At 34.3% G+C, this 25,724-nt stretch carries 26 protein-coding genes and 2 pseudogenes; 13 read left to right on the forward strand and 15 right to left on the reverse strand.

Translation table 11 applies throughout. From position 1 onward, the window contains the following. Positions 1-2 precede the first annotated feature (2 nt). The 8 genes and pseudogenes from OPR58_RS02920 to trhO all read right to left on the reverse strand — a co-directional run. The gene (locus OPR58_RS02920) at positions 3-257 is read right to left on the reverse strand and encodes a PAAR domain-containing protein (RefSeq protein WP_047759655.1); all 255 of its coding nucleotides are present in this window, start codon (positions 255-257) and stop codon (positions 3-5) included. After that, a complete protein-coding gene (locus tag OPR58_RS02925; protein ID WP_047759504.1) occupies positions 254-718 on the reverse strand; it encodes a phage baseplate assembly protein V in 465 nt (154 codons plus the stop codon). The genes OPR58_RS02920 and OPR58_RS02925 overlap by 4 nt, the downstream gene beginning before the upstream one ends. Continuing rightward, entirely contained in the window at positions 705-1,178 is a 474-nt protein-coding gene (locus OPR58_RS02930) for a hypothetical protein (RefSeq protein WP_253308731.1), read from the reverse strand. The genes OPR58_RS02925 and OPR58_RS02930 overlap by 14 nt, the downstream gene beginning before the upstream one ends. A 10-nt stretch (positions 1,179-1,188) precedes the next feature. Further along, positions 1,189-1,665, reverse strand: a complete 477-nt coding sequence (locus OPR58_RS02935) for a phage tail protein (RefSeq protein ID WP_265022963.1) — start codon at positions 1,663-1,665, stop codon at positions 1,189-1,191. Continuing rightward, positions 1,658-1,969, reverse strand: coding sequence for a head-tail joining protein (locus OPR58_RS02940; protein ID WP_264686591.1), 312 nt, complete (start codon positions 1,967-1,969; stop codon positions 1,658-1,660). The genes OPR58_RS02935 and OPR58_RS02940 overlap by 8 nt, the downstream gene beginning before the upstream one ends. Further along, positions 1,969-2,310, reverse strand: a pseudogene (locus tag OPR58_RS02945) (major capsid protein); the annotation flags it as partial. The pseudogene OPR58_RS02945 and the gene OPR58_RS02940, both read right to left, overlap by 1 nt. A gap of 221 nt (positions 2,311-2,531) precedes the next feature. After that, positions 2,532-3,476, reverse strand: a complete 945-nt coding sequence (locus OPR58_RS02950; protein ID WP_265022222.1) for an IS110 family RNA-guided transposase — start codon at positions 3,474-3,476, stop codon at positions 2,532-2,534. Positions 3,477-3,701: 225 nt separating this feature from the next. Continuing rightward, a pseudogene (gene trhO, locus OPR58_RS02955) lies at positions 3,702-4,211 on the reverse strand (oxygen-dependent tRNA uridine(34) hydroxylase TrhO); the annotation flags it as partial. 130 nt (positions 4,212-4,341) lie between these two features. Here trhO and OPR58_RS02960 point away from each other — a divergent pair. After that, positions 4,342-5,940: an ABC transporter permease gene (locus OPR58_RS02960; RefSeq protein WP_265022964.1), complete on the forward strand. Its 1,599-nt coding sequence runs from the start codon at positions 4,342-4,344 to the stop codon at positions 5,938-5,940. 71 nt (positions 5,941-6,011) lie between these two features. Here OPR58_RS02960 and tnpC read toward each other — a convergent pair whose 3' ends face one another. Together tnpC and apaG are read right to left on the reverse strand one after the other, a co-directional pair. Beyond that, positions 6,012-7,367: an IS66 family transposase gene (tnpC, locus tag OPR58_RS02965; protein WP_265022241.1), complete on the reverse strand. Its 1,356-nt coding sequence runs from the start codon at positions 7,365-7,367 to the stop codon at positions 6,012-6,014. Positions 7,368-7,624: 257 nt separating this feature from the next. Next, the gene (gene apaG, locus OPR58_RS02970; RefSeq protein ID WP_265023159.1) at positions 7,625-8,029 is read right to left on the reverse strand and encodes a Co2+/Mg2+ efflux protein ApaG; all 405 of its coding nucleotides are present in this window, start codon (positions 8,027-8,029) and stop codon (positions 7,625-7,627) included. A gap of 106 nt (positions 8,030-8,135) precedes the next feature. On the opposite strand from apaG, the gene OPR58_RS02975 reads away from it, so the two are divergent. Further along, positions 8,136-9,212 (forward strand): 5-(carboxyamino)imidazole ribonucleotide synthase, encoded by a 1,077-nt coding sequence (locus OPR58_RS02975; protein WP_010402894.1) that lies wholly within the window; start codon positions 8,136-8,138, stop codon positions 9,210-9,212. 1 nt (position 9,213) lies between these two features. Here the strand turns inward: OPR58_RS02975 and OPR58_RS02980 are convergent, their stop codons facing one another. After that, entirely contained in the window at positions 9,214-10,236 is a 1,023-nt protein-coding gene (locus OPR58_RS02980; RefSeq protein WP_010402896.1) for an aspartate-semialdehyde dehydrogenase, read from the reverse strand. A gap of 138 nt (positions 10,237-10,374) precedes the next feature. On the opposite strand from OPR58_RS02980, the gene OPR58_RS02985 reads away from it, so the two are divergent. After that, positions 10,375-10,800, forward strand: a complete 426-nt coding sequence (locus OPR58_RS02985; protein WP_264375113.1) for a hypothetical protein — start codon at positions 10,375-10,377, stop codon at positions 10,798-10,800. A gap of 28 nt (positions 10,801-10,828) precedes the next feature. Here OPR58_RS02985 and OPR58_RS02990 read toward each other — a convergent pair whose 3' ends face one another. Both OPR58_RS02990 and OPR58_RS02995 read right to left on the reverse strand, forming a co-directional pair. After that, positions 10,829-12,115: an APC family permease gene (locus OPR58_RS02990; protein ID WP_265022965.1), complete on the reverse strand. Its 1,287-nt coding sequence runs from the start codon at positions 12,113-12,115 to the stop codon at positions 10,829-10,831. Positions 12,116-12,185: 70 nt separating this feature from the next. Further along, positions 12,186-13,460 (reverse strand): APC family permease, encoded by a 1,275-nt coding sequence (locus OPR58_RS02995; protein WP_029237623.1) that lies wholly within the window; start codon positions 13,458-13,460, stop codon positions 12,186-12,188. Between the two features lie 145 nt (positions 13,461-13,605). On the opposite strand from OPR58_RS02995, the gene OPR58_RS03000 reads away from it, so the two are divergent. Together OPR58_RS03000 and surE are read left to right on the forward strand one after the other, a co-directional pair. After that, positions 13,606-15,045, forward strand: coding sequence for a hypothetical protein (locus OPR58_RS03000; protein ID WP_265022966.1), 1,440 nt, complete (start codon positions 13,606-13,608; stop codon positions 15,043-15,045). Positions 15,046-15,257: 212 nt separating this feature from the next. Next, positions 15,258-16,028, forward strand: coding sequence for a 5'/3'-nucleotidase SurE (gene surE / locus OPR58_RS03005; RefSeq protein WP_265022967.1), 771 nt, complete (start codon positions 15,258-15,260; stop codon positions 16,026-16,028). Here the strand turns inward: surE and hisS are convergent. Both hisS and OPR58_RS03015 read right to left on the reverse strand, forming a co-directional pair. Continuing rightward, positions 16,025-17,248 (reverse strand): histidine--tRNA ligase, encoded by a 1,224-nt coding sequence (hisS, locus tag OPR58_RS03010; RefSeq protein WP_265022968.1) that lies wholly within the window; start codon positions 17,246-17,248, stop codon positions 16,025-16,027. The genes surE and hisS overlap by 4 nt on opposite strands. Beyond that, positions 17,245-17,817 (reverse strand): NifU family protein, encoded by a 573-nt coding sequence (locus OPR58_RS03015; protein WP_006015115.1) that lies wholly within the window; start codon positions 17,815-17,817, stop codon positions 17,245-17,247. The genes hisS and OPR58_RS03015 overlap by 4 nt, the downstream gene beginning before the upstream one ends. A 196-nt stretch (positions 17,818-18,013) precedes the next feature. On the opposite strand from OPR58_RS03015, the gene OPR58_RS03020 reads away from it, so the two are divergent. From OPR58_RS03020 to OPR58_RS03055, 8 genes are all read left to right on the forward strand, one after another. Next, on the forward strand, positions 18,014-18,238 hold the full coding sequence (locus OPR58_RS03020; RefSeq protein ID WP_265022969.1) for a DnaJ domain-containing protein: 225 nt from the start codon (positions 18,014-18,016) through the stop codon (positions 18,236-18,238). Between the two features lie 127 nt (positions 18,239-18,365). Next, the gene (locus OPR58_RS03025; RefSeq protein WP_406846504.1) at positions 18,366-19,430 is read left to right on the forward strand and encodes an ankyrin repeat domain-containing protein; all 1,065 of its coding nucleotides are present in this window, start codon (positions 18,366-18,368) and stop codon (positions 19,428-19,430) included. Between the two features lie 122 nt (positions 19,431-19,552). Continuing rightward, positions 19,553-20,779, forward strand: coding sequence for a cytochrome b (locus tag OPR58_RS03030; protein ID WP_010402967.1), 1,227 nt, complete (start codon positions 19,553-19,555; stop codon positions 20,777-20,779). After that, on the forward strand, positions 20,779-21,540 hold the full coding sequence (locus tag OPR58_RS03035; RefSeq protein ID WP_010402969.1) for a cytochrome c1: 762 nt from the start codon (positions 20,779-20,781) through the stop codon (positions 21,538-21,540). Before OPR58_RS03030 ends, OPR58_RS03035 begins: the two co-directional genes overlap by 1 nt. An 85-nt stretch (positions 21,541-21,625) precedes the next feature. Then, positions 21,626-23,560 (forward strand): excinuclease ABC subunit UvrB, encoded by a 1,935-nt coding sequence (gene uvrB, locus OPR58_RS03040; RefSeq protein WP_265022971.1) that lies wholly within the window; start codon positions 21,626-21,628, stop codon positions 23,558-23,560. Positions 23,561-23,866: 306 nt separating this feature from the next. Beyond that, entirely contained in the window at positions 23,867-25,063 is a 1,197-nt protein-coding gene (locus OPR58_RS03045) for an MFS transporter (protein WP_265022972.1), read from the forward strand. Between the two features lie 38 nt (positions 25,064-25,101). Next, positions 25,102-25,401 (forward strand): integration host factor subunit alpha, encoded by a 300-nt coding sequence (locus OPR58_RS03050; RefSeq protein WP_211907504.1) that lies wholly within the window; start codon positions 25,102-25,104, stop codon positions 25,399-25,401. Beyond that, positions 25,398-25,724 (forward strand): MerR family transcriptional regulator, encoded by a 327-nt coding sequence (locus tag OPR58_RS03055; protein WP_010402982.1) that lies wholly within the window; start codon positions 25,398-25,400, stop codon positions 25,722-25,724. Before OPR58_RS03050 ends, OPR58_RS03055 begins: the two co-directional genes overlap by 4 nt.

A 25,724-nucleotide genomic window follows, 5' to 3' on the forward strand; every position in this document is an offset into this window, starting at 1 on the left:
TTCTATTTTGCAAAAACGCTTTCACTGCCTTTTATTACTTTAAACCCACATGAAACTATATCTCCTACTCTTCCTACACTAAGACCATTTGCAAACACTGTTTTTGATCCTTCAGTTAATGCTCTTCCTTCACTAAAACTGTCTCCTTGTCTACATATTGACTTACCGTTTACAAAAACATTATTACTTCCGCTAATGCAGAAATGTGGTATAGCTTCTCCACAGTAGTCTCCTAACCTCACTATTCCTTTGTTCAATTTAAGTCGATCCTTTCTGCTTTCAGTTTTATTCCACTTTTTGTCATTTCTATCTCTGATTTTCCTACTTTGAAATTTAATTTATCCACTACAGAAATTTCAAGATTCTTGCTCTCTTTGTCATACAATAACTTTGTTCCATCTTGAAATACTAAACTGTTAATCATTTCACTATTCTCTGGAGCAGAATAATTTTGCTGATATATTCCAGCTAGTACTACTCCTAATGATAACTCTCCCAATGGTGACAATATTACTACCTGTTCATTTATGCTTGGTGGTAGCCAGCTTCTTTCCTCTCCTGCTCTAGAAGTTATCCATGGAAGAAAATCTGTTAAAAGTTCTCCTATCTTCACTCTTACTTTTGCTTTCTCATAATCTACTTCTTTTACAACTCCTATTCGTACAATGTTTGCTAACTTTCTTTGCAGCTCTGAAATAGCAAAATTACTCTCTAACATTTTCTTCTATTATAATCGTATGTGGCTTAATCTTATTTTCTGTCCATATCGATTTACCTAAATGAAGCTGATGACTCCAATCAACCATCCACACCAAATATGCATCTAATTCGGGTCTAAATCCGTCAATTTCTGCAGAGATAAATTCTCCTGGTGAAACATTTTTTATATTCCATGTATTTTTGTTTACAACTTTTGCCACCTCGGCAGCTAATGTTCTGACAATAAGAGGAGCATTTTCGATTGTGCTATCAACTACTATTCTAGCTTCAAATCTTGCTTTCAGAGCTAATTCTTCTGTTCCTGGATCTTTTCCTTGCTCTAGACTTGATAATTCTATAAATACTGCCGGTGCTACTAATTCTTTCCTTATTGCTGGATATACTTCGCATGTTTGTATCGCAGAAATTTCTTTCTTCAGCGTGGTACAAATTTTATCATGTAAATCTTTCAAATTCATCCTTTATAGCTCAATTCACGTTCAAAAATTTTGTACACACTTTCTCAATCTCATAATTAACAAGATCTCTCATTACTTTTGATGCTTCAGGTTCGAGTGGCAATTTAACTTCCTTTATTGGCAATGCTGTTTTTCCCTCGCGTTTAAAAGCTCCTTTATAATCTCTTGGCATTGTTGCAGTAAACGCTCCAATAAACTCATGTTTTCCTACTTTCGTACCTCTTCTTGTTTGTCTCACTTTACCAATTAATGAAGTTCTGACGTCATACAGATTCGCTCTAATTAATACGTTCAACCTGCTTGTCTTTGCTTTAAAAATTCTTAATCTCTTTCTTATCAAACTTAATTTTATCTTCTTTTCCTCACTGATTTCCTTAGCTGCTTGCGCTTTTAACCATAGTGCTGTTCTATTTAGTGCTTTTATAGCTGCCAGTTTTACTTTCTGCTCTTTTTCGTCAATATTGTTACTAATTTTAATATCAAACACTTTCTATTGCCTCAATTTTCCATATTTCACTCGAAGAATCTTTTAACGGTGGTTCAAAAATCTTGTAGAACCTTTTTTCAATCTTGATATAATCACCTATGCTAAAGGAAGTAACGTCCTGATCACGTATTTCTATAGAAGCAATTTGCTGAGTTAATGCTCCATCTGCACCTAGAGAGTACGTAGTCTCAGGACGTTTAATTAGCACTTTTATTCTACGAATGCCCTCCTTGTTTTTATTACAATATGTGGCTTCCACTCCTAAATGCTCAAAACAATCTTCCAATAATTTTCCTATATTCATCAACTAGAACTAATTTTTACCAAAACTCCCGGACGATGGCACATTGGCAATGGATTCGACTGCGTATGCAAATCGGTCCCTCTATCAAATCTTCTTGGCTCTTGTTTTGCATATAGTGGCTGTCCTAGTGTATTTACTGTTTCATTAAAGTCTGCTGGTGCGAAATATGTCGTAAATGTATTCGCTGTTCCTAGTGGAAAACAGTTTCCACTTTCTCTTTCTATAAACCTCCTCACATTTTCTTCAGGATCAGTTGCTTGCCCTCTATATTCCTCAAATGTTATGCCACAGAACGTAAATCCTGACCTCATATCATTTCGAAGTGCTGCTCCTTCTTGCCATCAACTATGTTTTTTAAAATTTTTTGAATTTAGTCTCATTTGTTGATAATTTTGTATTTTTATTCAATTGAAAAATGTATTTTGGCAACAAAAACCCTAGTTTATACAGAAAGAAATTTATATCAAACAGCAAGCACTGCTTAGATTTTATGGTTAACGAATATGTGCTTTAAATGTGTGTAGACGCACATATTCGTTAACCTATTTTCTATACAGATTTTTTATTTCATATTAATTGCTTCTTTAAGTCTTGCATTGGCAATTACTATGATTTTTCGCATTAGAGCTGTTATAGCTACCATCTTCTTTTTACCTCTACCAATAAGATCAGAATAAAAAGCACCAAGTGCAGATTTAGATCTTGCAGCAGCCATAGCAGCTGTGAAAAGCTTTGCACGAACATTGCTCCTACCACCTGTTATCCTTCGGTAACCAATAGTTTTACCGCTTTCTTTTGGATGTGGAGCAACTCCAGCAAGACTTGCAACTTCTTTTTTGTTTAGGTGGCCAAGTTCTGGCATTAGACACACAAAAACTTGTGATAACTTGAGACCTATTCCTGGCACTGTTCTCAAGATCTTTTGACGCTTTTGTAACTCTGGATTTTTATCAATAATTCTTTGTATGGCATCGTTGAACTCATTTATCTGACTGGTAAAAAAGTCTATTGTTTTTTGGCAACTTTCCTTTATATAGTCGTTTTCAGGTGCTGCAAGCCTACATTTCTCTTGAGTTCTCATTTGTGTAATGTCATCACGACGTTGACAGAGTGCAACTAAGGCGGTTTGTTCTTTTGACATAGGCACAAATAGAGATAGAGCACTATAGCGTTCAAAACCATATTGAGCAAGGGCTCTTGCATCTGATTGATCTGTCTTTGCTAAAGTTCCATGTGATATGATAAAACTTTTTACTTTACGAGTATTAGCTCGATGTACAGCAACATTCTTATCAACAAGAAAATGTGCTAAGCCAAGCTCATATTTTCCAGTGTTTTCTAAAGTTACTAGAGAATTAGGTAGGATATCTGAAAATTTTTGAAACAACTGTTGCCAACCAGTAGCATCATTGTCAAACTTGATAGCGCTCCTTTGGTTATAAGCTGCAGCAACATTTTTAAATTTTCCGATATCAATGCCAATGAAATTTTGATAAGATGTAATCATAATAAATAACCTCGATAGTTTAATTAATTTAAGATTGTAAACGGGTGCATACATATGTCCCATGCAACTATTCAAACGTATCGAGGGATGGGGCTAGTTTACCTTGATGGCTACGGTTGTAATACCAACTTTCATTCGGTCGCACACGCCCGTGATAGCCCTATTCCTATAGTGAGTAGGGTTATCTTTCCCTCTTATCTCTTTTATATCACATTTTTAACTTACAACTTTCAGGTCTTTACTCTCAGAAAATGACTCTGCCCACTGAGGAAAATCTCGAAAACGCTGAGTATGTGGATTGATTGCATTTTTAAACTTGCCTAGTTTTACTTCGTAATCATTTCGTGTGTCTATCACTAAAACATCAGGTTGAGAGATAAAATCATCCCAATAATCTGGATCAATGTACTGACCTCTAACGGAAGTATCGAGATTACTTACACCAAGATTCACAATTTCTCTTTTTAATCTCACTTTCATCTTACTAAATGGTTGATATTCTGCTGCACTCTCTTTCCATGTAAGGTCCCTTAGTCTATAATCAGAACGTAGAAAATCAAGTATTTTATCAATCGCGTTTCTTTCTCCAGATACAGTTGCATTAATACCCTCTTCTGCAAGGATTATAGTGCCTTTTAATTCAACGTTGTCGCATGCAACTTTTATTTCGTCTTTCATGTCATAATAATTAGAGAGTTTTACAAAATGATAGAAAGTTGCAATAACAAAACTCATAATTAATTAGTTTATCGATTTAAAACATAATATATAAAATTATGAAGATATTCAATAGGACGGCTGTTAATTACTGGATATCTTTAGTTTTTGCATATAACATTTTAATATCAAATATAGATTCAAGTTAATGTTTCTGAGAGTATTTAAAAATATATTCTTGTTTTTAGTAAGTGTATTATTTGTCTGCCCTATACTATCGTTAATATCGATTCTATTTACAGAATCAGCAAACTCTGGATGGGTAATTAGTAGACTTTTTCCTGAATATATACTCAATACGTTAATTTTGATGGTAGGAGTAGGGTTAATATCCTTTATATTTGGAGTAATTCCAGCTTGGCTTACTACATTTTTTTCGTTTCCCGGAAGTAGAATTTTTGAGATTGCCTTATTCTTTCCGATATCAATTCCTGGATATATAGTATCGTTTGTTTATGTAAATACGCTAGAGTTTTCAGGTCCGATTCAGAGCTTGTTAAGAGATACTTTTCAATTGGGCAAAGGTGACTATTGGTTTCCCGAGATCAAATCCCTAGGTGGTGGAATATTAGTAATGGGATTTAGTCTATATCCATACGTTTATATGTTGGTCCGCTCAAGTCTAAAGAGCGTTAGTAACTCAGTCACTATTGCATCAACACTTGGGTTCTCCTCATTACAGAGTCTGTTTTCTGTCATCATACCTTCCATACGTCCATCAATTATAGCTGGGTTATCCTTGGTACTAATGGAAGTAATTACAGATTTCGGCACACCACAGTTTCTTGCTATCGATACTTTCACGACAGGAATATACCGTACTTGGTTTTTATTGCATGACAAATATTCAACTACTGTTTTGGCAGTTGCAGAACTGATTTTCGTTGCAACACTAATAGTTATCGAGAAAAAACTACAAAAAAGAGAAATATCTTACTCTTCAATCAATACTAATGCAGATTATCACAATAAACGTAGTATAAACGGTTCTATATCGTTGATCTTTTCTTATCTTATGTGTTTATTGCCGATATTAATAGGCTTTATTTTACCAATGATTCCACTTATATATTGGAGCATAGAGAAAGGCTTTTTCATATACGAAGCAAGATTCTATAATATAATAGCAAATAGTGTTGGTTTATCATTTATTACCGCATTAATCTCAATTAGCATTGCGATAATTATTGGATATACAGCGCGTAGAAATAAGGTAATAAGCAACGTAGCACGTCTAATTTCTCTTGGATATGCAATTCCAAATGCAATTATTGCAATTAGCATAATAATGTTTTTAAGCAGAATATCTTCTTTCATTACTCAATATATTGTAGAAATTAGCTTGGTAGGAACTATTGGCGCATTAGTTTACTCATATTTATTTCGTTTTTTTGCTATATCTTTCAAGGCGATAGAGTCGGGACTCAAAAAAACACCAAATGAAATTGAATGGACTGCATATACTATGGGTCATGGGCCTATTTCCACGTGCCTGAATATTCATATTCCCCTTATCAAGAAAAGCATACTATCGGGATTTCTGCTCGTGTTTATGGATACGGTAAAAGAACTCACGGCAACACTAATTATCAGACCATTTAATTTTGAAACTATATCAACTAGAATATATGAACTTGTCAGCGATGAGCGTTACAGAGAAGCTGCCCCATTTTCGTTAATGATAGTTATTATAGGTTTAACCTCTACAATAATCTTATTCACACTTGATGATAAGAATCAAAAATAAACTATTTTGCATCTGTTCAGCAGAGTAACAAAATAGTAACCGTTCACGGATTGTGAGAATGAATTAAAGAACTAAGCAGTGACAGCTACTAGATTCTGTAGCTTTTGAAAGGGGTTCTGGCCATTTAGACGTGATGTCAAAAATATCGACAACATTCTTTCCACGAATCTTTCTCCACGTTCTGACCAGGTGAAAAAGCTGTTTTTACGATAAATTACGTACCGTCTAATTTGCCGTTCTGCAAGGTTATTAGTTGTTTCTATCACTTCAGGTTTTCTTAAAAACTTCCACATCATATCCTCAGATCGTAACATCTTAGCGGCCATTCTTGAAGCTTGAGTGCTATTTGCAACCCTCGTCATTTTACGTAAAAAATGTTTTACCCTTTTCCGAATTTTTCGCACCAGTCGATAAAATCTCAAATTATCTATCAAATTTTGTTTTTTTGCCTTATCTACTACAAACACCTTATTGCTGAGCGATTTTAGTGCTTGGCCAATTTTGCTCACTTCAACATTTTTACTATGGGCAAATCTCTCAAAATCTCTTGCCAGATGTGCCCAACATATCTGTCTATTTTCACGATTGAAGTAATTGTATACAGCGTATCTATCGCTCACAACTATACCATCATATTCTGGCAGTAAACTCTTCAACACCTTCTTACCACGAGACTCGCTTACCTTCAGAAGTGTCAACGCTTTGTTTGTTATTACCCAACTCCAGCCTCTCTTTCCTTGATTTCTGTGCCCTGTTTCGTCTATATGCAAATACTCGCTTCCTTGCAACTCTTCCTTCATTTTCTCATATTCAGATGCACACTTCTTCGATACCCTGCGTTCAGTATTTGAGACTAAACCAAGGCTTATATTTAGATTAAAAATACTGCCCAAAATTTGCTGTACCTCTCTTTTTGAGTTAATAAAAAAGCCGCTAAGGCTGCTTATAACTGTTTTAGCATTGGGTCCTAGAAAATCTCTTGCAACACCTTCGGGTAAATTTGCTGTAATTCTTTTATTACATACTCTACAATGTCCTCTTTGCAACCTGTACTCAGTTACAATTGGCTTAATTTCTGGCAACTCTGCCTTCTGATGAATAATTTCATCTTCTAAAGTAATCTTACCTCCACACATACAAATTGTATCAATTGTGCATCTCACTACCTCGTCTGCAGCCATTAATTCACGCTTATGCACCTTATGTCCTGGCTGACCTCCTGGTTTTTTATCACTTTTCTTTTTTGCTTTCTTACGATATATATCTCGTGATGGTGGCAGCGATGAATTTTGCGAATTTAAGCCCAATTTGTCTTCTAATTCAACTATTTTTGCTTTCAAGCTATCATTTTCTCTGATCAGTGCTTTTATTTCTTCCTTGAGATTAGCCTTTTCTGCTACAACCTTTTCTTGCAGCACTGTTGTCATTTACCCATTCCATATTTAGATTCCTATCTCTTTACACTTTTATACTTACTTTGTAAACCACCTTATCTCCGTGAACGGTTACACAAAATAAGATAGACGAAAAAAGACAACTATAGAAGCAAATGGTCAGTGCTTTCGTGTTTATCAACTTAGTTGGATCTCAGTATCAGCTACTCGGATGACATTATGGAAGCTCAAATGACAAAACAAGAAGCACTGGTTTCAGATGCACTTAAACAAATACACTATCTTGATGATCAATGAGGTCTAGTGTTAACGTATGGACTATCTAAGGAAAAGGGTGGTACCATAACATCAAAGGTTTTTATGCTCTCTTCGTTCAGAAATTCATATTTACCCTGCATTATTCCTGATGGTGTATTTAAGTATGTTCCACTTGTATATTTGAATACCTCTCCAGATTTTATTACAGGTTGTTCTCCAATAACACCAACTCCAGCAATTTCATTTATTTTGCCCTTATGATCTATTATTCGCCAATAGCGACTTAATAATTGAATGGTTGATGAGCTTTTATTTTTTATCTTAACATTATACATCCATACGTAACAATTTTCATAAGGAATGGATTGCTCTTCAATGTAAATTGGCAAAACTGTAACTTCAACAGAATGAGTAATAAGTGTGTATTTCATGGTCATCGTAAAGTGTTCATGATAAAAATTTAACACACTTCAATTATACACTTTTTTCATAGATTTTCCAAGCATATTATCGTACTCTAACTAGGAAATATTAATCTACATGATGAACAAAACAGATCCACTGGATAAAAAAGTGATAGGAATAATAGGAAGTGGGCAATTAGGTAAAATGACTGCTATCGCTGCAATAAAACTTGGGCACAAAACGCATATTTTTGCCAGTGCTAAAAACGATCCAGCTTGTTCTGTTGCTGATGATTTAACAATAGCAGACTTCTGTGATAAGAGGGCACTTGAATCTTTTGCACAGAGTGTGGATTTAGTCACTATTGAGTCTGAAAATATTCCATGTAGTGCAATTGATATTGTGTCGCTGCACGCAGATTTTTATCCAGGCAAAAAGGCGTTACACATTTCGCAAAATAGGCTGAGAGAGAAAGATTTTATTAGAGATTTAAGCATAAAAACTGCTGATTACAAAAGTATACAAAATTATAATCAGCTACTAGAAAGTAGTGAAACTTTTAGCTATCCAGTGAGGCTAAAAACAACAGAAATGGGTTATGATGGAAAAGGACAATATGTGATTGAAAATGATTCTGAACTGAAGCAATTTGCTTCCTTCGATTGGAATAAAGAGTACATTCTTGAAGCAAGTGTTGATTTACTGAAAGAGGTTTCAATAGTCGTTGCAAGAAATAAAAACGGTAAAGTAGCTTTTTTTCCTATAGCAGAGAATCACCACGTTGACGGAATACTTAATACTTCAATAGCACCAGCTAAAATAGATAATAAATTAGCCCAAGAGGTACAAAAAACTGCAAAGAAAATAGCAACTGCACTTGATGTAGTAGGAATCCTAGCTATTGAATTTTTCATCACTCAAAATCATGAATTACTAGTTAACGAATTGGCCCCAAGACCCCACAATTCTTGCCACTGGAGCTTGGATGCATGCAACGTTAGTCAATTCGAGCAGCTGGTGAGGGTAATATGCGGATTACCTATGCAGGAAGTAGTATTACGCTTTCCTTGCATGACAAAAAATATAATAGGTAATGATATATATAATTCTCACAAATATTTGAGCAACGAAAAAGCTAGTTTAACCATATATGGGAAAAAAGAGGTTAGGGACAAGCGTAAAATGGGACATGTCAATATAGATTTAAGTTATTGAGCTATAAATGCTCTTTGATCAAGATCTCCAAGATCTGCACTATATTTAGTGCTGCACCTTTGCGTAGATTATCAGCTACTATCCACATATTTAATCCGTGTTTAACGGTATCGTCTTGTCTAATACGCGATATGTATACGGCATCCTCTTGCACAACATCAATCTGAGTCATATATCCACCATCTTCGCGCTTATCTTGTACTAAAACTCCATCGTCTTCACTGAGCATTTCACGAGCTTCTTCTTCAGTTATATGCTGATCAAATTCTACATTTACTGCTATAGCATGACCAACAAGAACAGGTACTCGTACACAAGTTGCAGTTACTTTTATATCCTCTTCTAAAATTTTTTTTGTCTCCTCTTGCATTTTCCACTCCTCTTTTGTAGAACCATCTTCCATGAACTCTCCTATATGAGGAATGCAATTAAATGCTATTTGCTTAGGAAATATTTCAGGTTTTTTAGCTTCATTCATAAAGATTTTTTTTGTCTGATTGTAAAGCTCATCCATTGCTGCTTTACCTACACCAGAAGTTGATTGATAAGTTGAAGCAACGATTCTCTTTATTTTTGCTTTTTTGTGTAATAAATGTAATGCCAGCAACATTTGTATTGTAGTACAGTTTGGATTAGATATTATGTTATGGTTTTTATATTCCGTAATTTTATCTTTGTTGATCTCTGGAATAACTAGTGGCACGCCTTCTTTCATCCTAAAGTAGGAAGTGTTATCTATCACAACGCACCCAGCCTCAGTTGCAATTGGTACGTATCTCTCAGAAACATGAGATTCTGCACAGAAAATGGCTATATTAGTTCCAACGAAGTCATAATCCTCAAGGCATAAAACTGTTAACTCTTTGTCACCAAAACTCACCTTTTTTCCCTTTGATTTTTTCGATGCAAAAGCAACAACAGAATCTATCGAAAATTTTCCCTCTTTTTGAAACTCAGCAAGCATGGTCAATACCTCATATCCTACTCTTCCTGTTGCTCCAATAACTGCAATCTTACATCCCATATAAATAAACCTCTGATTTTAAAACTATATTATATTTTTACTGATAAAATTTACAATTACTTTAATATTTTTACCTTGCAATTAACCAGAATTTAGTTATAATTATAAGACACTAGTAATATTGCATGGTAGAATGAAATGAGTAAAAAACATGATGACACTAAGGTCAAACCTGCAGTATCTGCATTTCAAAAGCCTGAAAAAATCAATAGATTAGAGATTCAAAATGTTCTTTCGAAAAAAAGCAAGCCAGCGATAAATTTTGATGATAAAAAGTATGGTGTGAAAATTTCTAAGATAGACCAGCATCTTTCAAACAAGAAGCAAGAATCTTTTGGATTAAGAGATTTTTTAAGTTCAATACCAATAATAGGAAGATCTTTAGTGAAAATTTTCACGCCTGAAAAAGAAGAGTATAAAAAACTGCAATCGCAAATAGGTCTTTCTAATAAAGCAAAAAATGAGATCTACATAGATAATAAACGCACAGAAGAAGTAGGTAGCAAACTTGAGAATGGTAATATTGAACAAGTAGATAAAGAGAAAAAAAATCTTGGCCCATAAATATTAACCATTTAAAGTGTATCTCTCACTACTGAATTTGTTGCACAGAAGTTTTGCAGTACCAAAATAAATAAATGGGTATGCCACTTGCAGTGAACAGGCTCGAAGTCAGCAGAGTACCTACAGGGGTTTCTAATATCACCCAACAACAAAAGGTTGTTGCTATGCTACCAATTAAAAGCTTATAACAACTCCTCTCCTGTATAATAACCTTTAGAAAGGCAAGACTGCATGCAAGATAAACGAACAAAAATGAAATTACAGAAAAGTCAATAATCGACGTAATCTGCTGGGCAAAATTGTTGTTTGAAGTGAGAATTAGTAAAATTGCAGTTCCAATTGAACTAACTGTTATTCCCCAAAAAGGAGAGCCATGCTTGTTCCTTTTAGCAAAGAATTTTGGCATTAGTCTATCTTCTGCAAGACCAAAAGCAACTTGTCCACTAGATAAAACCCAAGCGTTTAGACTGCCAACACAAAAAATGAATGCAACTATAGAAACAATTAAATGCCAATTACCAGAAAACATAATTTTTATCGCATCAACATATGGTGCTCTTGAACTTGCTAAATTGTTGCCATTGATCAATCCCATAATTGCAAAATTGTTGATAAAATATATAACAGCAACACAAACTGTGCCAAGCACCACAGCTTTTGGTATAGTTTTAGCTGGATTATCAACTGACCCTGCAGGTGCTGTTGCCAATTCAAGTCCAATAAAACACCATAAAGTAAGGAGTGTAGAGCGGGCAAGAATTTGCGATGTTGTAAGACTTAATATTTCTTCACTTATGATAAAATTATTTCTATCGAAAAAAAACAACGCTGCTACAGGTATTGCAAGCAATACAGCAACCTTCACAACCGTGAGCAGAAACTCAACGTGCCCTGCAGTAGCTATTCCCCTTAAATTTATTAATGTAATGATTGTAAATAACAACAGCTCTAAAAATAAACGCATACTTTTGATATCTTCATGGAAAAATGGTGTAAGATAGCCAACACCCACAACTATTAAAGCTGTTGTACTAACCCATGAGATTACCCAATATGTCCAACCAACAAAGAACGCTGCAGCAGGACCAAAAGTATGTTTCACATAAACGTGAGGACCTCCTGTTTCTGGAAACTTTGCACATAGCGTAGCAAAAACTAGCGCAAGAGACACAGCACCAGCTCCTGATATCATCCAACTTATAAGGCTATAAGCGCCATATGGAGCAAGGCTAATTGGAAGCATAAAAACCCCAGAGCCGATCTGACTACTAATGACTAAAGCAAAAACAGCCCAAAAACCTATTTTATTTGACACAATACCTCTTAATTCTATTAATGTAAGCCAGTAGTATAGCTTAAGAATTTTAGCAAATAAAAAATTTAAGTTAAGTTTTTAGTTTATGATACCAAAGTAGATAAATAAGTGTTCCGCTTAAAGGGAATAGACTTGATATTAACAATGTTTTTATAGAAGTCTCGTATATTACCCAACAGCAAAAAGATACAGCCACACCTCCAATTAAAAATTTGCAGTAGCTTTTGTCTTGTATATTAACTTTGAGAAAAGCAAGGCTACATGCTAAGTAGATAAACAAAAATGACACCACAGAGATATCAATTATTGAAGTTACTTGCTCAGCAAAACTTTTGTTTGACGTTAGGATAAGTAAAACTAACACCCCCAAAGTACTGAGTATTATTCCCCATAATGGAGCATCATGCTTATTTTTTTTGCCAAAAAATTGCGGCATTAACTTGTCTTTTGCAAGGCCTAAGGTGACCTGTCCATCAGCTAAAAACCAAGCATTTAAATTACTTACAGAAACGATAAAGGCAACAACAGAAATAATTAAATGCCAATTACCTGGAAACATAATTTTTATCGCATCAACATATGGTGCTTTTGAACTAGCTAGGTCATTACAACTTATCAATCCCATAATTGAAAGACTATTGATGAAATATATCACAGCAACACAGACTGTTCCAAGCACTATAGCCCTTGGTATTGTTTTAGAGGGATTATTGACATATCCTGCAGGTGCCGTTGCTGATTCAAGTCCAATAAAACACCATAGAGTAAGGAGTGTAGAACGAGCAAGAGTTTGTGATATTGTAAAGTTTGATACTTCCTCGCTTACAATAAAATTATTTTTATCAAAGAAAAACAACCCTGCGATAGGTATTGCGAGAAGTGCAATAATTTTAACAATGGTCAGCAGAAGCTCAACATGCCCAGCAGTAGTTACTCCCCTTAAGTTTATTAGCATAATAGCTAAAATTAATGTTATTTCTAAAAGCAAACGTATATCTTGTATATCATTATGAAAAAGCGGGGCTAAATAACCGATACTTGCAATTGTCACAGCTGTTGAGCTTACCCACGAGCTTACCCAATATGTCCAGCCAACAAAAAAAGCTGCTGTAGAGCCAAAGGCATGTTTCACATAAATATGAGGACCACCCGTTTCTGGAAATTTTGCGCAGAGTGAAGCAAAAACTAAAGCAAGAGATATAGCACCAAATCCTGATATAACCCAGCTTATGAGGCTATAAGCGCCGTATGGTGCAAGGCTAATTGGGAGCATAAAAATTCCAGAGCCGATTTGGCTACTGATCACCAAGGCGAAAATAGCCAAAAAGCCTATTTTATTTGACACAACAATGTTTAATTTTTATCTGAATATATTAACAATATAGCTGAAGCTCGAAAATTTCAATTGATCTTTTTTGTATAAAAATTTGCATTTTTTTAATTTAAGCATATAATGAGAAGTATATTAATAGGTTATTAAGAAGTGGTTTATGAATCCGAGGTTAAAAACATTTTTGGTTGTTTGTGGGTATGTTCTATTAGTTGGTGCTGCTATTGGAGCAATTTTTTTATTTGACTACTTACTTGAGATCTTTATTGATGCGCTTTATGCATTCCTTCTTGCCAAAACTTCAAGTGAGGTGTTAGCTGTTTTTGGAACACTTGCAGTTTTACTTGCCACTTGTGTTTTGTGCTACGGACTGCATAAGCTCTGTTCTATTTTTACAGAAAAGATTACAAGTAGCTATCAATCTTTCAAAAATGAAAATAGTGATGATAACATTTTTTCTGAAGTATATAATGACCCGACAATAGGGTTGAAAGATAAGATTTTATTTTTTTCTATATACTCAATATATTGTATCCAATTACCATTTTTGTATTGTTCATCGAAGATATCAGAGCTTAGCAGAACATTATCAAATAGTAGAGCGTTGGGTCTTAGAATATGTTTAGTGCTTATTAATACTATATTATTGATCCCAGTAGCACTTCTTGAGTTAATAAAGTATCCATTAATAAAGCTCTTCTCGCCTCTGGGTTTAAGTGTAAAGCAAATGAGCTTTTTGTTTAATGTAAGTGATGTAGGTACTGGTAATCAGAATGTTCATACTAGAAGTTTTGAGCAAAGTGTTATTGAGTGTGCCAAAAAATTAAAGGAAGAATATGGGACTCCGTCAAATGAGCTGGATGAAGAGTTTAAAAACTATATAGGCGGTTTGACAAATCAGCAGAAAGAACTGATAGCGCCTTATTTGAAGGTAGATAATTATAGAGAAGGAGAATGGGTAAGGTGGGTAGATTCCAAAACCGGACTGACATTAACACAGGCCATAAATCTAGTTTTAATTGCAGCAAGAAAGCAAAATGCAGATGTAGAGCTATTGAAATCTGTATTGCTGGTTCGTTTTGAGGAAAGTAATCGCCAATGTGGTCCTGGAATGCTTAATCGTATCATTTATGCATTAAGTGGCCTTGAAGCAGAAAATAATTTTGCAGCTCAACTAGAGCCTCAGATAATAGGAGAATTGGCCGGTAATGCTACTAAAAGATTTCTTGAGAGATCTGTAGATAAGCACTACTTTAAAATAAAAATTTTAAAAGAAAATTTTGATGACTTATATTCGCTAGGTTCTGAAGTGGATTTGAGCAATGCAAATGATGAAGTAAAGGATGGAATTTCTCATATGAGAAGTGCTATAAAAGAATTTGTATTTAAAGAGTTATATGTGAAGTTTTATAATGACTATGGAGAACATATTCGTAGAGGACAGATAAAACAAAAGCTAAGGGAATTAATAACAGGTGAAGTCGTAGATGCAGCAATATATGGTAAGATAGATGAAGTAGCAATACCTGCAGAACCATCCACTTGCCTTGAAAGAGTGAAAGCATTTTTGGGAAATATAGCAAGGTTTTCTGCTGCTTAGCACGCCTCTAGAGTTTACTAAACTTTGATTGTGAGTTAGGTGTGAAGCTAAAAATTGGTATTTACGATTAACTCACAGCAAGCTAAAGGATAGCAAACTGGTCACTCTCTAATTTTTCCTTATTGATTCGTAGCAGGTTCTTTGTTACAGTTCATAGTTATGCAAAGAAACTTAAAACCTCATCAGTATACTTTGATAGTCGAGTACTGCATATGATAATATTGATAACAAATGATGATGGCTTTGAAAGTGAAGGAATAAGACTACTTAAAGAAATTGCACACAATTTTGCATCGGAAGTATGGATAGTGGCACCAGATACTGATAGGAGTGGAGCTGCAAGGTCTCTTGACTATCCAGTAAAGCAATTTATTAAAATAAGTCAACATAGTGAAAGGGAGTTTAGTGTGTCTGGTACTCCCGCAGATTGTGTCATTATCGCGTTAAATAAAATTATGAATAAAAAACCAGACTTAATATTATCTGGAGTAAATATTGGATCAAATGTTGGAGATGATATTTGTTATTCAGGCACAATCGGTGCTGCAATGGAAGGTGCTGCAAGATCTATACCTTCTATTGCGCTGAGCCAAGTTTATCATGATAAAATAGACTGGAACAATACAAAAGTTTTTGCACCAAAGGTTATCAGCAAGCTAATGAAAGTTGGTTGGCCTAAAGATATAGTGATGAGTATAAATTTTCCTGCTACAGAAAAAGTGAAAGGGGTCGAATTTGCTGAACAAGGTGAATATAACATTGATGGTGATTTAACTTTTACTGAAAACTTAAATGGTTCTTTGAGCTTAAATTGGTCTCGGGAACACTCAGGCAGTGGTAGTGTAGATAAAATAAAAGGAGGTTTTATTACTATTACACCGATAAAATTAGATTTTACAGATTATGATATATTAAATGCTATGAAAAATTCTTGTGCAGAGGAATTTTCTTCTATAGCTAACACTCCTATTGCTTCTGATTAGATATTTTCTACGGTTTTATCGCGAGCAATCATTTTTTCTTCACCCGTGTCCATATTTTTAATTTTTAAAGTTTTACTGCTTAGCTCTTCATCACCAAAGATTAATACAACTTTTGCATTTGCTTGATTTGCTTTTTTCATTCGGGTTTTTAGAGTTCCACTATATTCGTAAATCACATATAAACCATTTCTGCGTAATTCACTTGCAAGTGTTAGAGCATGTTCTTCAGCTTCTCCACCGATTGGAATTATATAAATAGGCCTCTCTTTTTTTTCAGCATAGTTGATTAATTCCATTATACGCTCAATCCCCCCTGCAAATCCTATTGCTGGAGTGTGTTTTCCACCTACTGAAGATACTAGATTATCGTATCTTCCACCGGCAAAAACTGCTCCTTGTGCACCTAAATCTTCTGTGACAAATTCAAATACTGTGTGACAATAATAGTCTAGACCTCGAACTAATTTGCTATTTACAGTGTAAGGTATGCCAAGAGCTTGCAGTCCATTTAACACCTGGTCAAAGAAATATGAAGATTCTTTTGTATAATAATCACTGATTTTTGGTGCGTCAGAGATTATTTCTTTATCTGTCTTATCCTTAGAGTCTAATATTCTGAGTGGGTTTTTAATCAATCTATTTTGACTATCTTCTGATAGGTCATTTTGAAACTTTTTTAAATACGATATCAAAGCTTCTCTATACTGAGTTATTGTTTCACTATCACCCAGAGAGTTGATTTCCAGCTTTACATTTTTATTGATGCCAAATTCAGTTAGTAAGTGCTGAGCGAGTGATATCAATTCAATATCAGCTTTTGGATCTTCTATGCCAAAAACCTCAAAATTTATCTGATGAAATTGCCTTTGTCTTCCCTTTTGCGGTCTTTCATAGCGAAATGCAGGCCCTATTGAAAATAATTTTATCGGCGTTTGCAGTTTTTTTTCAATGAGTAACCTAACAATAGCTGCAGTGAACTCAGGACGCAGAGTTATGCTCTTTCCCCCTTTATCATTAAAGGTGTACATCTCTTTAGTGATGATGTCTGAGCTATCACCTAAAGTCTTTGTGAAAACTTCCGTATATTCAAATATCGGAGTTTGAACAGGTAAAAAGCCGTATAAACTTGAGATTCTGCTTGCTGTTTGCTCTATGTGTTTAAACTTGTACCATTCATCAAACAGGAGATCTTTTGTTCCTCTAACTGTTTGATTAGTCATAGCATAGTCTCTATACCTGAAACTTCTGGTATGTGATAGCTTAGCATATTCTGCACTCCTTGTTTTAAGGTAATTGCAGCACTTGGGCACCCAGAGCAAGCTCCTTGCAGTTCAACGTAAACTATTCCGTCTTTATAGCCACGGAACTTGATATCACCACCATCTTGAGCAACTGCAGGTTTAATATAACTTTCCATCAATTCTTTTATTCTATTTACAATTTCTATATCATTTTCATTAAAGAATTCTTCCTCTAGCATTTTATTATCACTTACTCCTTCTTTATCAAATGCTTTTCCACCAGAAGTAAAGTGATCCATAATTGTAGTTAAAATTTCCACCTTTACTATATCCCAATTCATTCTATCTGATTTTGTTACCGAAATAAAATCATGACCAAAAAATACTCTTACAACATGTTCTATTTGAAAAAGATTTACTGCTAGTTTGGAGTTCTTTATTTCATCTGCATTTGAAAAATCAGCTGTTTCTCCTTCGCTCAGAATTTCAAAACCAGGAAGAAATTTCAGCGTGTTTGGGTTTGGTGTTTCTTCAATCTGGATAAACATGTTATTTACCATGACAATTATAATTGTTACTATTTAATCATAAAATGATAAAAAAATATACATGTCATTCATCTTCTTCCTTTTTTTGATATTCACAATAATCACGTTTGTTTTACCTAGCGTTGTTGTATTTTTTCTCTTTTTGGCAAAGAGAAATAACATAAGTTTTATGATGAACTCTATATTAAGTAAGTTTTTGAACGAATTTAACAGCAGTAAAAGTTACACCAAAAATTACACTGGTGATAATATGTCCAAAGATGAAGCATTAAAAATACTGGGGCTGAATTCCGAGGCAAGCCAAAATGAAATCAATAAGGCATACCAAAATTTAATGAAACTGGTCCATCCAGACAAGGGAGGCTCGGAATATTTTGCACAAAAGTTAAACGCAGCACGTGATAGATTGCTAAAGACCTAATTTTTAACTATTGTTTTCTCTGTAAATTTTACTTGTAAATACTAAATCATGTGATACAAAGCCAAGGGCGTTGTCTTATAGGAGGTATTTGATGCGAAAATACAGAATAGAAGAGTTAAGGAATAAATTGTTTATTGCTATAAACAAACTTGATTTTGAGAAAGTTAAAAGATGTGTTAGAAAGGCAAAGATTAAAGGTGTACAAAACGATATTATTAATGGTAAGCAATATGGCATGGCACCTATACATTTTGCTACTTACAGAGCTAACTCAAAGATATTGCAGTTTTTGATTAACAATGGTGCTCGTGTTAATGCTGTGAGTGATGCGTGCATTGTTCCTTCCGTATCCATTGTTGTAACATATGATATGGAGAAAGTTGTATTTGATTGTATTCACGGCAACACTAGCTTTCAAGGAATGCAAAATTTTACAGCTTTACACTTAGCACTTTATCAGTGTCGATTAGATATAGCAAAAGTTCTGCTTGATAATAATATTGATATTAATATTAGAAGTACAAATGGCAAAATAGCATTTGAGGTTATTCCAGGTTATGAAAGTCTTTGCAGTGATGGCTGTGACATAAAAAAAATATTCTTAGCTGTGTTAAGATTTCATAAAAATAATTGTACAGAACTATTACTTTCTGCTAGAATAAATACTAAGTTAGAATTAGAAGCTGGTGATACTCCAGATGCAGCAAGTAGTACAGCGAACCCTTTCTCAGCCTCCACCAGGGCAAATACTAAGATAGGATTGGAAGCTGGTGATACTCCAGATCCTGCACCAAGCAGTGCAGTAAAACCTTTTTCTTTTATTAATAGTATATTTAGTTGGGTAACCACTGCCACACTCAATGGCTTATTCAGCAGTGCTCCTACTTTACTTCCTGCACAGCAATCTGTTGATCACTTGGCTGGTAGCCCAATTGGTTCTTCACAAGTTGATTTTAATTCAACAGCTCTACTAACTGATGTAATGATCAGAAAGTTCACAGAGAAAAAATACTCAAGGCCACTAGAAGATTCACTTCTCACAATACAAGAAATTAGAGAAAGAAGGCTTAACACTATAGAAAAAAACTTCGAGACAGCACTTAGTAAGTGTGAAAAACTTTATCAATGTCCTCGAAGTTCATTAAGCAATTCAACAATATCTAAAGGTGTATGTCATCAAAAGTCCCTTTAAAACAAGCACTCAAATTTGAGTGCTTGTTTTTGTGAAATCTACTCTTTAAACTTAAACTTTTTATTGTTTATTAGCGTTAAATTGTTACAATACAATGAGTTAAGATGACAAAGCTTTAAGTTATGGAAGATGATAGCAAAAAAGAAATAATAGAAGAAAAAGGTATATTAGGTTGGATAGAGTACAGACTGCCTATATTTTCTTTTCTAAAACATACTGCTTCTTATCAAGTACCAAAAAATTTAAATTATGCTTGGAATTTTGGTTCTTTAGCTGGTATAGCGCTGATTTTACAAATAATAACAGGTATATTTCTTGCCATGCACTACACTCCGCATGTTGATCATGCATTTAATAGTGTGGAGCGTATAATGCGTGACGTAAGTTATGGATGGCTGATACGTTATACTCATGCTGTTGGGGCGTCGCTCTTCTTTATGGTGGTCTATGTTCATATCATGCGTGGATTATATTACGGATCTTATAAGAGACCGCGAGAAATGGTATGGTTTATTGGCATATTTATATTTTTTGCAATGATGGCAACTGCCTTTATGGGATATGTTCTTCCATGGGGACAAATGAGTTTTTGGGGTGCAACAGTTATAACTAATTTATTCTCGGCTATACCTTTAATTGGTGATAAAATAGTTATATGGCTATGGGGAGGTTTCTCTGTTGATAATCCAACGCTTAATCGTTTTTTTGCGCTGCATTATCTTATGCCTTTCATTATTATCGCTTTAGCTATGTTGCATGTTGTTGCTCTGCATAGGTTTGGCTCTAATAATCCAAGTGGAATAGAAGTCAGGTCAGATAAGGATACCATTCCTTTTTATCCTTACTATATAGCAAAGGACTGCATAACTTTTGGTTTATTTTTTATAATTTTATTTGCATTTGTTTTTTATGCCCCTAATTATCTTGGGCATCCTGATAATTATATAGAGGCTGATCCTATGGTAACTCCAGTACATATAGTGCCAGAGTGGTATTTCTTACCTTTTTATGCGATGCTGCGTTCAATTCCAAATAAACTTATTGGTGTACTTACCATGTTTGGATCTATTTTAGTGTGGTTTCTTTTGCCTTGGCTTGATAAATCAAAGGTTAAAAGTGGTTCCTACCGTCCATTATTTAAGAAATTTTTTTGGGTTTTTGCAATAAATTTTGCATTTCTTGCCTGGCTTGGGGGACAAGAAGTTAAGGAGCCTTACATTACTTTAAGTAGGCTTTCAACTCTTTATTATTTTTCATATTTTGTGATAATTTTACCTTTACTTAGTAAGTATGAGAAACCAAAAAAATTACCAAAAACAATAAGCGATTCCGTGCCGGAGATGAAGTGATGCTATTGGTTAAAGTTGCTGTGTTTTGTGTATTATTTTTCGCTAATTCTCTATCTGCAGAGGAGTTTAAACCTTTACCAAATAAGAAAATTGACTGGAGTTTTAATGGAATTACCGGATCTTTCGATAGAGAGTCAATTCAGCGTGGCTATAAAGTATACAAGGAAGTCTGTGCTGCTTGCCATTCAATGAATAGAATAGCGTTTCGTAACTTGCAAGATGTTGGTTTTTCCGAAGAGGATGTAAAACAAATTGCAGCCTCTTACCAAGTGAAAGATGGTCCAAATGATTTGGGTGAAATGTTTGATAGGCCGGGAGTGTCTTCGGATTATTTTATTGCACCTTTTGATACAAAAGAAGCAGCTGCAGCAAGTAATAATGGTGCAATTCCACCAGACTTATCACTCATTGTTAAAGCAAGGCACGATGGTGCAAATTACATCTATTCACTGCTCATTGGTTATCAAAATGGTGAACACGATGAGAACGGTTTATATTTTAATCCATATTTTTCAACAGGCAGGTTAGCTATGGCACCACCACTCTCTGAAGGAATGGTAGAATATGATGGTGCAAGGCAAGCTACAGTTGAAAGTATGTCATATGATGTGGTAAATTTCTTACAATGGGCAGCAGAGCCAGAAATGGAACGCCGACATAAACTTGGGTTAAAAATAGTGACATACTTTATAATTTTGACGGTGTTTTTTGTATTAACCAACAATAGGATTTGGAGCAGGCTCTATAAAAAGAAAAAATAGAGTTTTTTATGTTCATTCTTTCATACCTTATTTACACTAGCAAATGTATTGTATAGTAATAAATACATTATGAAAATATAAAGGTATGGAATTTCAAATAGTTACACATTTTCAGCCAGCTGGAGATCAACCACAGGCAATAGACAACTTAGTTGCAGGGTTAAATAGTAATAAAAGAGATCAGGTTTTGCTTGGAGTTACTGGCTCTGGAAAAACCTTCACTATGGCAAATGTTATTGCAAGAACAAACAGGCCTGCATTAATTATGGCACATAATAAAACTTTAGCGGCGCAGCTTTACGAGGAGATGAGAGGATTTTTCCCTCACAATGCTGTTGGATACTTCATTTCTTATTATGATTATTATCAGCCTGAGGCTTATTCGCCACAAACAGACACTTATATTGAAAAAGACTCTTTAATAAATGAAAGAATTGATATGCTACGCTATTCTGCTATATGCTCTCTTTTGGAGCGTAGGGACACGATTGTAGTTGCGAGTGTTTCTTGTATATATGGTCTTGGTTCGCCTGAGAGCTATCTCAGCATGACCTTGACTTTAAGTGCTGGAGATAAGATTCATGTTAATGACTTTCTGAATAATTTAGTTAATCTCCAATATAAACGTTCTGATGTCAGATTTGAGCGAGGATATTTCAGAGTGCGCGGCGATATTATTGATATATTTCCTGCCTATTATGAAAATAAAGCTTGGCGTTTATCATTGTTTGGTGATGAAATAGAGGAAATTTCTGAGATTGATGCCATGAACGGCAATATTATCAGACGCATAGATACAGTCACCATTTTTCCAAATAGCTATTACACTACATCACGTGAGACTCTTTTGCAAGCAGTTCAATTGATTAAAAAAGAACTACATGAACGCCTGGATTATTACTATTCACAGAACAAAATTGTTGAAGCAAAACGCCTTGAGCAGCGTACTAATTTTGATATTGAAATGATGATGGCAACGGGAGTGTGTAAAGGTATTGAAAATTATTCGCGTTATCTTTACGGAATGAAAGCCGGAGATCCACCGCCTACATTGTTTGAGTATTTACCTAAAGATGTAATTTTATTTGTTGATGAAAGCCATGTAACCGTTCCCCAGATAGGTGCAATGTATAGCGGTAATGAAGCACGTAAAAAGAAATTGATAGATTATGGTTTTAGGCTACCTTCTGCTTTTGATAACCGTCCATTAAAATTGGAAGAGTGGGAGGCAATACGGCCACAGACTATTTACGTTTCGGCTACTCCAGGAAAATATGAATTAGAAAAGACTAATCACGCATTTATAGAGCAAGTTATCCGCCCAACAGGACTGACAGATCCCATCTGCATCATAAAACCAACAGGGAGTCAGGTTGATGATGTGATTCATGAGGCACAAGTGACGATAAAAAAAGGGTTTTGTATTCTAATTACCACATTGACAAAAAAAATGGCTGAAAAACTAGCTGAGCATATGAGTGAGCTCAGTATGAAAGTAACTTACCTACATTCAGATATTGGTGCACTGGAAAGAATTGAAATTATATGCAAATTAAGATCTAAAGAAATAGATGTTCTTGTTGGCGTTAACTTGTTGCGGGAAGGTCTTGATATTCCCGAGTGTGGATTGGTTGCAATTTTAGATGCTGACAAAGAAGGGTTTTTACGATCAGAGACTTCGCTCATTCAAACGATAGGTCGTGCTGCACGAAATGTTGAAGGCAGAGTAATTTTATATGCAGACAAAATTACTAATTCTATGGATCGTGCACTGAAAGAAACTGAAAGGAGAAGAAAGAAACAGACAGAGCATAATACACTGTATAATATTGTACCAAAAACTATAATAAAGCCTATATCAAATACTTTACGGGAAAAAGTGGTGATTGAGGATTTTAGTCAGAATGATCTAAGCAGTTTGAAAAAACAAATGTTGAAGCATGCTGAAAATTTAGAGTTTGAAGAGGCAGCAAAAATAAAAAGTATTATTGAAAGGTTTAATAATAGATCCACTGCATAATTAGAAAAAAGATGAATAATTAATAGCTAAACTGACTTTGATTTATCAACAATTTGAAAAAACATCATCTAAGTGGCAGAAAAATGAGCCAATTCATGATAATTTCAAATTTTCACCTTTATCTTATAGATGATGATTGTTGAACTTATTCCTTTCTTGAGATTATGTACAGACTCTAACAAATTAAATCTCACAACAAATTTGTTGTTTCATAGCTTTTATATCATACTATAATTGCAACTGTTTTAACAATAATCAGAGCCTAAAAGAGGTTTATTATCAATGGACTATTTATAAAAAAATCTTATGGAAAATAAAGCTTGGTTCATTTGGCTAATCAGTAACTTGATTGTTGTATTCAGCAATATGCAGATAATCTACACCTTTATAAGCGTGAATCTTGAAAAAGAACTTGGGCTCACAATCGCGCAAGTTGCACTAGCTAATTCAGCATATACTTGGACTTTTGCTATCTCACAATTTTTTATTGGGGCAATGTTTAATGTTTTTTCCAGCAAAAAAATTTATTTTTTCTCATTGTCAATCATGCTCTTTGGTTTTTTTGTCCTTATCAAGAGTGACAATTTTGCCCATTTAATTTTATCTCAATTTTTGATCGCAATTGGAGCATCGTTTGGTTTTATTGGCGCTGCTCATGTAAGTAGCACATATTTTCCCCTTACTCAATTTGGACTGATGTTCTCACTAGTGCAGACAATTTCAAGTCTTTCTGCTTTGATGATTCAAATGTGCTTCTCTAGCTTGCTTACCGAAGGTGCAGATTGGAAAAATCTTATTGTATGCGTAATATTATTTGGCGTATCGATATTTGTACTTATGTTTTTTTATCCGAAAGGACTTTCAAAAAAAAATTTGGTGGAATACACAATAAAGAGCTCTATAAAAACAGTAATATGTTCTGTACTAACAGTGCTAAAATTAAGAGATATCTGGATAACCTCAATAGTGGGTGCTATTACTTTTGGAACATTTTTAGCGCTTAATATGCTGTGGGCACCAAGGTTACTAAGCAACTTAGAACTCAATACAATGGAGTTAGGTGTGGCAACTGCAATATTGTGGCTTGGTCTTGCAGTTGGTGCTCCAATTGCAGATCTAATCTCAAATCTATTTAAAAATAGAAGGCACGTAATCTCTGCTTTTGCCACATTGCAAAGTATTTCAGCTATTATTTTACTATGCGGTAATTTAACAGTTCATATTATATACTTTTGTATGTTAATGTTTGGTTTTTTTGCAGGAGGACATATGCTTAATTTTACTGTTGGTAGTGAGATTGTTGAGCAGAAGTATATTAGCACATCATCATCCATTATCAATGGATTTATGTTTGTTATGAGTGGAATTTTAGTGTCAATTTTAGCACTTTTTTCAGATCATCAAATGGCGCTTTTCACAATATTTGCAATGTTAACATTTGCTAGTATTTTTAATTATGCTACAAAAGAAACATACTATAAAAATAAAGTAGCTGAATCTTGAGTCGATTGTTATATTATATTAACATACTGTAATAAATTATGACAACAAAAGACACAACAGTAACTAAGGCAACAATAGCTGAATGTATAAACCAGGAAATTGGATTATCGAAAGAAGACTCTATTGCAATAATAGATGATATATTGGATGAGATAAAAACGAGCTTAGCAAAGGATGGAATAGTAAAAATATCTTCATTTGGAACATTTTTGGTTAAAAACAAGAAAGAAAGACCAGGAAATATACCAAAGACATCGGAAAGGGTAGTAATTCAAGCGAGAAAATCAATTTCTTTTAGACCTTCAAAAATGATGAAGAAATTAATAAACAACCGATGAATAAGGAAAAATTATTTTACACAATTGGAGAAGTAGCTGAAGAACTACATTTGGAGCAGCATGTTTTAAGATTCTGGGAAAGTCAATTCCATCAAATTAAACCCATAAAACGGAAGGGAAGAAGACTATATGATCATAAGTGTATAGAGGCAATAAAGAAAATAAAATATATGCTATATGACAAAGGATATACAATAAAAGGAGTACAAAAGGAATTTGGTAACGATGTAAGAATTGATCATTATTCAAGAAATTTGTTGCAAGAACTTACCGATTTAAGAGACTATTTGACTGATAAAATAAATGAAGAAAGTAATAAATAG

The organism is Wolbachia endosymbiont (group B) of Ischnura elegans, assembly GCF_947251585.1.
Taxonomy (GTDB): Bacteria; Pseudomonadota; Alphaproteobacteria; order Rickettsiales; family Anaplasmataceae; genus Wolbachia.

What these genes read in the sequence shown, in the direction of transcription:
- OPR58_RS02925 (WP_047759504.1), bottom strand. Translation starts at nt 718, where the DNA reads ATGTTAGAGAGTAATTTTGCTATTTCAGAGCTGCAAAGAAAGTTAGCA.
- OPR58_RS02930 (WP_253308731.1), bottom strand. Translation starts at nt 1,178, where the DNA reads ATGAATTTGAAAGATTTACATGATAAAATTTGTACCACGCTGAAGAAA.
- OPR58_RS02940 (WP_264686591.1), bottom strand. Translation starts at nt 1,969, where the DNA reads ATGAATATAGGAAAATTATTGGAAGATTGTTTTGAGCATTTAGGAGTG.
- OPR58_RS02950 (WP_265022222.1), bottom strand. Translation starts at nt 3,476, where the DNA reads ATGATTACATCTTATCAAAATTTCATTGGCATTGATATCGGAAAATTT.
- OPR58_RS02960 (WP_265022964.1), top strand. Translation starts at nt 4,342, where the DNA reads ATGTTTCTGAGAGTATTTAAAAATATATTCTTGTTTTTAGTAAGTGTA.
- tnpC (WP_265022241.1), bottom strand. Translation starts at nt 7,367, where the DNA reads ATGACAACAGTGCTGCAAGAAAAGGTTGTAGCAGAAAAGGCTAATCTC.
- apaG (WP_265023159.1), bottom strand. Translation starts at nt 8,029, where the DNA reads ATGACCATGAAATACACACTTATTACTCATTCTGTTGAAGTTACAGTT.
- OPR58_RS02975 (WP_010402894.1), top strand. Translation starts at nt 8,136, where the DNA reads ATGAACAAAACAGATCCACTGGATAAAAAAGTGATAGGAATAATAGGA.
- OPR58_RS02980 (WP_010402896.1), bottom strand. Translation starts at nt 10,236, where the DNA reads ATGGGATGTAAGATTGCAGTTATTGGAGCAACAGGAAGAGTAGGATAT.
- OPR58_RS02985 (WP_264375113.1), top strand. Translation starts at nt 10,375, where the DNA reads ATGAGTAAAAAACATGATGACACTAAGGTCAAACCTGCAGTATCTGCA.
- OPR58_RS03000 (WP_265022966.1), top strand. Translation starts at nt 13,606, where the DNA reads ATGAATCCGAGGTTAAAAACATTTTTGGTTGTTTGTGGGTATGTTCTA.
- surE (WP_265022967.1), top strand. Translation starts at nt 15,258, where the DNA reads ATGATAATATTGATAACAAATGATGATGGCTTTGAAAGTGAAGGAATA.
- hisS (WP_265022968.1), bottom strand. Translation starts at nt 17,248, where the DNA reads ATGACTAATCAAACAGTTAGAGGAACAAAAGATCTCCTGTTTGATGAA.
- OPR58_RS03015 (WP_006015115.1), bottom strand. Translation starts at nt 17,817, where the DNA reads ATGTTTATCCAGATTGAAGAAACACCAAACCCAAACACGCTGAAATTT.
- OPR58_RS03030 (WP_010402967.1), top strand. Translation starts at nt 19,553, where the DNA reads ATGGAAGATGATAGCAAAAAAGAAATAATAGAAGAAAAAGGTATATTA.
- OPR58_RS03035 (WP_010402969.1), top strand. Translation starts at nt 20,779, where the DNA reads ATGCTATTGGTTAAAGTTGCTGTGTTTTGTGTATTATTTTTCGCTAAT.
- uvrB (WP_265022971.1), top strand. Translation starts at nt 21,626, where the DNA reads ATGGAATTTCAAATAGTTACACATTTTCAGCCAGCTGGAGATCAACCA.
- OPR58_RS03045 (WP_265022972.1), top strand. Translation starts at nt 23,867, where the DNA reads ATGGAAAATAAAGCTTGGTTCATTTGGCTAATCAGTAACTTGATTGTT.
- OPR58_RS03050 (WP_211907504.1), top strand. Translation starts at nt 25,102, where the DNA reads ATGACAACAAAAGACACAACAGTAACTAAGGCAACAATAGCTGAATGT.
- OPR58_RS03055 (WP_010402982.1), top strand. Translation starts at nt 25,398, where the DNA reads ATGAATAAGGAAAAATTATTTTACACAATTGGAGAAGTAGCTGAAGAA.